Genomic DNA, 6,840 nt, shown 5'->3' on the forward strand with positions numbered 1-6,840 from the left:
CCCTTCAGTCCGACTCATCAGGGGTGTCGCGCAGCGAACGTCCGGTGCGCGCGAGGAAGACGTCGTCGAGGCTGGGTCGGTGCACCTCGATGCTCGTGAGTTCGATGCCGGCCTCGTAGAGGGCCTTCAACAGTTGCGGGGCGGTCTGCGAGCCGTGGCTCACCACCAGCCGCAACGAATCGCCGTGGACCTCGCTCTCCCGCACCCCGGGCACCGCGCCCAGCAACTCGCGCGCCTTCTCGACGTCGCGGGCCACGCCGACCGTGACAAGGTCACCGCCGAGGTCGTCCTTCAGTTGGGCGGGCGAACCCAGCGCGACCACCTGGCCGTAGTCGACGATGGCGATGCGGTCGCAGAGCGCGTCGGCCTCCTCCAGGTAGTGCGTGGTGAGGAAGACCGTGGTGCCCTCGTCCCGCAGCCGACGCACCTCCTGCCAGAGGTGGGTGCGGCTCTGCGGGTCCAGCCCGGTGGTCGGCTCGTCGAGGAACACCACCGCGGGCGAGTGCACGATGCCCAACGCGATGTCCACCCGACGCCGCTGGCCACCGGAGTAGGTGCGACAGAGCCGATCGGCGAAGCTGCCCATGTTGAACGCCTCGATGGCCTGCACGGCGCGGGCGGTCGCCTCCGCCTTCGACAGCCGGTAGAGACGTCCCTGGAGGACGAGTTCCTCCCGCGCGGTCAGGCTGTTCCACGTCCACTGGCCCTGCGCGACGTACCCGATGCGGTGGCGCACCTGCTCGGGCTGACGGACCAGGTCCTCGCCGGCGATGGTCGCGGTTCCCTCGTCCGGCTTGAGCAACGTGGTGAGCATCCGCAGCAACGTGGTCTTGCCCGCGCCGTTGGGCCCGAGCAGCCCGAAGATCTCCCCGGCCTGGACGCTCAGGTCGATACCCCGGACCGCCTCGACGGTGTCCTTGCCGACCCGGAAGCTCTTGCGCAGCCCCCTGACCTCGATCATTCCCGGTCCCCGTCCATCGCCTCGGCCAGCGAACGGGGACGCAGGTCGGTCCAGTGTCGGTCGATGTGGTCAAGGCACGCCTGGCGGGTGTCCGCGGGGTGCCGGACGACCCACCCCGCAGGCACGTCGACGAAGGACGGCCACAGCGAATGCTGCCCCTCGTCGTTCACCAGGACGCAGTACGTGCCGTCCGGATCCTCGAACGGATTGGTCACGCTTATCGTGCTCCTTCTCTGCTCACGGGCACGGCCGCAGCCGCGCCTCGAGGACCTTGCCGATGCCGGCCAGCGGTCCGGGCTGGGTCATGTCGTCGTGACCGCACGCGATGTCGTGGACCTCGATGTCGCCTGTGACGTGCGGCGCCCACGAGTGGACCGGCGCGCCCCCGGGGTGGTCCAGCGCCGCGGTGAACAGGACCGCGTCGCCCCGCAACCGCCCCGGACGGAACCGCGCGGCCAGGCGCAGGTTGTTCGCCACCACCGCGTCGAGCGCGCTCCGCACGGCGGGGCCGATCTCCAGCTCCCCCGGCACGAGCACCTCGGGCGCCGGCCCGTCCGCCGCGCCCGGTTCCACCGGGAAGGAGTCGAGCAGCGCGAGCAGGCCGACCTCGGCCCCCTCCGCCTGCAGCCGGGTCGCCATCGCGTGCGCGACCAGGCCCCCGAACGACCAGCCGAGCAGGTGGAACGGCCCGTCCGGCGCGACCTGGCGGATCCGGGCCAGGTAGTCCCCGGCCATTTCCTCGACGCTGCCCGCGAGCGGTTCGGGCGGCACCAGGCCGCGGGCCTGGAGCGCGTACACGGGACGGTCGGGGTCGAGGTGCGCGAGCAGGCCGGAGTAGCTCCACCCCAGACCGAGGACCGGATGCACGCAGAACAGCGGCGTACCGCTGCCGTGTGGGCGCAACGGCAGCAGCACGTCCAGCGCGTCGGTCCGCCCCGGACCGGCCAACCGTGCGGCCAGCGCCGCCGGGGTCGGATGCTGGAACAGGTCACGGATGGTCAGGTCGGCGGCGAAGGCGCTCCGGGCCAGGCCCAGCAGCCGGGTGGCCAGCAACGAGTGCCCGCCGAGGGCGAAGAAGTCGTCCTCGACACCGACCTCCGCACGCCCCAGCACCCGGGCGAACATGTCGCACAGCGTCCGCTCCTGCGGGGTCCGGGGCGCGGTGGCCGTGGTGGCGAACACCGGCGCCGGCAACGCGCGCCGGTCCACCTTGCCGTTCGTGGTCAGCGGCAGCGCGTCGAGGACCACCACCGTCGCGGGCACCATGTGCCGGGGCAGCCGCGCGGCGGCGGCCGTCCGGACCTCCGCGTCGGTCAACCCGCTCCCGGCCACGTACGCCGTCAGGAGTCCGTCCCGGACCACCACCACGGCCCTCGTCACGCCCGCCACGGCGGCCAGCGCCGCCTCGACCTCGGCCGGCTCGATCCGGTATCCCCGAAGCTTGATCTGGTTGTCGGTCCGGCTGAGGAACTCCAGTTGCCCGCCGCGGCCCCAGCGCACCAGGTCACCGGTGCGGTACATCCGGGCGCCGGGCGGGCCGAACGGGCAGGCCACGAACCGTTGCGCGGTGAGCCCCGGCCGGTTCAGGTAGCCCCGGGCCAGCCCGTCACCGGCGATGTAGAGCTCGCCGGCCACGCCGGCCGGCACCTGACGCAGCCGCGCGTCCAGCACGAACACCCGGGTGTTCGCCACCGGCCGGCCGATCGGCGGGGTGGCGGTCGCCCCGACCGTCGGGTCGGCCAGCTGCGCGGCGGTCGACCACACGGTGGTCTCGGTGGGGCCGTAGAGGTTGGTCACCGGACCGCCGACCCGCAGCAGGTCGGCCGCGAGCCCCGGGGTCAGCGCCTCCGCACCGACGTACCGGCGCAGCCGGCGGACCGTCTCCGGGGCGGCGGTCAGCAGTGACTGCCACAGCGACGGGGTCGCCTGGAGCAGCGTCGCCCCGGACTCATCCGCGAGCCGGGCGAGCCGGAACGGGTCCTGGTCGGTGGCGAGCACCACCGCGGCCCCGCAGGCCAGCGGGGCGTACAGCTCGGGCACGGCCATGTCGAAGGCGACTGTGGTGCTGGCCAGCAGCCGGTCCGTGGCGGTGAGCCCGAACTCCCGGCCCATCACGGCGACCAGGTTGGCCAACGCCGCGTGCGTGACCACCACGCCCTTCGCCGGCCCGGTGGACGCGGAGGTGTAGACGACGTAGGCGGCGTCGAGTGGGGTGCCCAGCGGCTCCGGTGCGTGACGCGGCGCCCGATCCACGTCGGCCGCCGCCCCCGGGTCGTCCAGCAGCAGGCGGGCCGCCCCACCGTCGGCCGGCAGGCGGGCGGCGGTGGGCGAGTCGGTCAGCAGCAGCACCGCCGCCGCGTCGTCGAGCACGTAGCGGATGCGGTCCGCCGGGTGGTCGGGGTCCAGCGGCAGGTAGGCGGCCCCGCTCTTGAGCACCGCGAGCAGCGCCACCACCAGGTCGACGCCCCGCGGCAGGCCGACCGCGACGACCGACTCCGGCCCGACACCGCGCGCCCGCAGAAGGTGGGCGAGTTGGTTCGTCCGCGCATCCAGTTCGCCGTAGGTCACGGTGCGCCCGCCCACCAGCAGGGCCGGGGCGTGCGGCGCCACGGTGGCCCGGGCGCTGAACCAGTCGCTGATCCGCCCGGCCGCGACAGGCGTCCGGGTCCGGTTGTGGCGGTCGAGGTCGGCGTACTCGTCGGGGTCGAGCAGTTCCAGGTCGCCGATCGGGCGGTCCGGGTCGTCCGTGGCGGCGGCGAGCAGCCGGTGCAGGCGGTCCAGGAGGCGCCGTGCGGACGACCTGTCGAACAGGTCCGCCGAGTAGCCCAGGTGGCAGTCGACGCCCTCGGGCCGGCCGTCCTCACCGCGGCGCTGCACGCATTCGAGGAAGAGGTCGAACTGCGCGTTCGCCGGGTCGACCGGGATGTCACCGGCACCGTCCCCAGTGCCGGTGACCACCCGGTCCAGCAGCGACACAACCACCTGGAACAGCGGATGCCGGGTCGCCACCCGCGGCGGGTTCAGTTCTTCCACGAGCCGTTCGAACGGCACGTCGGCGTGGCCGTAGGCGGCCAGGTCGACGGCCCGCACCCGCTCCAGCAGGGCGCGCAGGCTCGGGTCGCCGGAGGTGTCCGTGCGCAGCACCAGGAAGTTGATGAAGCAGCCGACCAGGTCGTCGAGCACGTCGTCGTCGCGGCCGGCGACCGGCGTGCCGAGCGGGATGTCGGTGCCCGCGCCGAGTCGGTTCAGCAGCGCCGCCAGGCCGGCCTGCAACACCATGAACAGGGTCGTGCCGGTGCCCCGGGCCACCGTCAGCAGGCGCTCGTGCAGGCGGGCGTCGAGGGTGACGCTCACCGTTCCGCCAGCCCCGGTCGGCAGGGCCGGACGAGGGCGGTCGACGGGCAGCGCCAGTTCGTCCGGCAGGTCCGCGAGCGCGGCCCGCCAGTGGTCGAGCTGCCCGGCGTCGGCCTGGGCGCGCCCGGTCTGCCACAGCGCGTAGTCGGCGTACTGGACCGGCAGCGGCCGCCAGTCGGGGGCGGCACCGCCGAGCCGGGCCGCGTAGGCGTGCCGGAGGTCCCGGGACAGCACGTCCATCGACCAGCCGTCGGCGGCGATGTGATGCACGACCAGCAGGAGCAGTGGGCCGCCGGTGCCGCCGACCACCAGGTACGCGTGCAGCGGAGGCGCCTGGGCCAGGTCGAACGGGCGTGCCGTCAGCTCGGTGAGTACGGCGGCCGGCGGCGCGTCGCCGACGTCCACCATGGACACGTGCGGGACCGCCTGTTCCGGGTCGAGGATCCGCTGGTGCGGCACGCCGTCCGTGACCGCGTAGACCGTCCGCAGGATCTCGTGCCGGGTGACCAGGTCGGCAAGCGCATCGGTGAGCGCCGCCCCGTCCACCTCGGGCAGCCGGATCGCCAGCGGCAGCGCGGCGGCGCCGTCCGGGCCGTGCAGCTGTTCCAGGAACCAGAACCGGCGCTGCCCGAAGGACAGCGGTATCCGTTGCGGGCGGGACGACGGGGCGGGCGGCCGGCGGTGCGGGACCACGGAGCCCTGACGCAACCGGCGGTCCAGCCCTTCCGGGGTGGGGTGGGCGAAGAGTTCCCGGGGCCCCACCTCGACGCCCAGTACGGCGCGGACCAGCGTCGTCAGCCGGGTGGCGAGCAGCGAGTGGCCGCCGAGGGCGAAGAAGTCGTCGTCCGGGGCGACCTCGGCCAGGTCCAGGACCTCCGCGAAGAGCCCGCAGAGCACCGCCTCACCCGGCGTACGCGGCGACCGGCCGCTGCCCCCGCCGACGGGAGCCAGGTCGGGCAGCGCGCGCCTGTCGACCTTTCCGTTGGGTGACAGCGGCAGTGCCGCCAGCGCCACGACCGCGGCGGGCACCATGTAGCGCGGCAACAGGTCGCCGAGTCCACGCCGGACAGCGGCCGGGTCCACCTCGCCTGTGACGTACGCGACGATCCGCTCGTCGCGTACCACCGCGACCGCCTGGTCGACGCCGGGCTGCCGGCGCAGCGCCGCCTCGATCTCGCCGAGTTCGATCCGCTGCCCGTGGATCTTCACCTGCCCATCGGCCCGGCCGAGGAACTCCAGCTGGCCGTCGGGGCTCCAGCGGGCGAGGTCGCCGGTCCGGTACATCCGTTCTCCCGGCGGGCCGAACGGGCAGGCGACGAAGCGTTGCGCGGTGAGCTGGGGCCGGCGCAGGTAGCCGTTCGCCACGCCGGCTCCTGCCACGTACAGCTCCCCCACCACGCCGACAGGTGTCGGCCGCAGGCCGGCGTCCAGCAGGTAGACCCGGGTGTCGGGGATCGGCCGGCCGATCGGGGCGAGCGCGGCGTCCAGGTCGGCTCGGCAGTCCCACAGCGAGACGGTGTCGGCGGCCTCCGTCGGGCCGTACGTGTTGACCATCCGCCGACCCGGCGCCCACGTCCGCACCAGCGCGGCCGGGCAGGCCTCCCCGCCCACCACGAGCGTCCGCACCGACGCCATGGCACCGGCCGGCACGGTGGCCAGCACGGCGGGCGAGAGCTGCACGTGGGTGACCCGCTGTTCGTCCACCCAGGCGGCCAGGGCCGGGCCGACCAGCACGGTGTCGGGTGGCGGCAGGACCAGGGTGGCCCCGGACAGCAGCGCGGTGCAGACCTCGGAGATGGCCGCGTCGAAGCTGAAGGCGGCGAGCTGGGACACCCGCGCCTCGGCGGTCACCCCGAACCGGTCGATCTGGTTGGCGGCCATGTTGGCCAGCCCACCGCGGGTGACCATGACCGCCTTCGGCTGCCCGGTGGAGCCGGAGGTGTAGAGGACACAGGCGAGTTCGGCGGGGTGGGCCGACCGGGGCGGGAGCGGGTGCTGTGCCCCGTCGGGCGGCGGGAGCTGGTCGAGTCGCAGCCGGGGCGGTCCACCCGCCGGCAGCCGATCGGCGGCGGCACCGTCGGTGATCAGCAGGGCGGGCGCGGCGTCGGCCAGCATGAAGGCGATCCGCTCGGCCGGGTAGTCGATGTCGACGGGCAGGAAGGCCGCGCCGGTCCTGGCGACGGCGACCAGGGCCGCGACGAGGTCGGGTCCACGGGTGGCAGCCACCGCCACGACGGCACCCGGGCCGGCGGGGACGCGTGCGGCGATCTGGTCGGCGCGGGCGGACAACTGGGCGTACGTGAGCGTGCCGCCGGCCGCCTCCACCGCCGGGTGGTGCGGGCGGCGGCGCACCTGGACCGCGAACGCCTCGGCCAGGTGCCGGTGCGGCGCTCCGCCCGGCGGGCCCTGCCAGGCGCGCAGCACCTGTTCCCGCTCGGCGTCGGTGAGCAGGTCCACGCCGCCCACCGGCTGCGTCGGGGGGGGGGCGGGGGGGGGGGCGGTCCGCCGCCCCCCGCGGCGCGCGC

General features: G+C 74.7%; 3 protein-coding genes. All 3 read right to left on the bottom strand.

The window, feature by feature from the left end; translation table 11 throughout:
• Positions 1 to 4: 4 nt before the first annotated feature.
• The 3 genes from ACLQ2X_RS13755 to ACLQ2X_RS13765 are packed head-to-tail and all read right to left on the bottom strand — an operon-like array spanning position 5 to position 6,772.
• Complete coding sequence (locus ACLQ2X_RS13755) at positions 5 to 961, bottom strand: ATP-binding cassette domain-containing protein (RefSeq protein WP_425681384.1); 957 nt, start codon at positions 959 to 961, stop codon at positions 5 to 7.
• On the bottom strand, positions 958 to 1,176 hold the full coding sequence (locus tag ACLQ2X_RS13760; protein ID WP_425681385.1) for an MbtH family protein: 219 nt from the start codon (positions 1,174 to 1,176) through the stop codon (positions 958 to 960). Before ACLQ2X_RS13760 ends, ACLQ2X_RS13755 begins: the two co-directional genes overlap by 4 nt.
• A 22-nt stretch (positions 1,177 to 1,198) precedes the next feature.
• The gene (locus ACLQ2X_RS13765) at positions 1,199 to 6,772 is read right to left on the bottom strand and encodes an amino acid adenylation domain-containing protein (protein WP_425681386.1); all 5,574 of its coding nucleotides are present in this window, start codon (positions 6,770 to 6,772) and stop codon (positions 1,199 to 1,201) included.
• Between the last annotated feature and the right edge of the window lie 68 nt (positions 6,773 to 6,840).

Origin of the sequence: Micromonospora sp. DT31 (genome assembly GCF_049841795.1) — a bacterium.
Taxonomy (GTDB): domain Bacteria; phylum Actinomycetota; class Actinomycetes; order Mycobacteriales; family Micromonosporaceae; genus Micromonospora.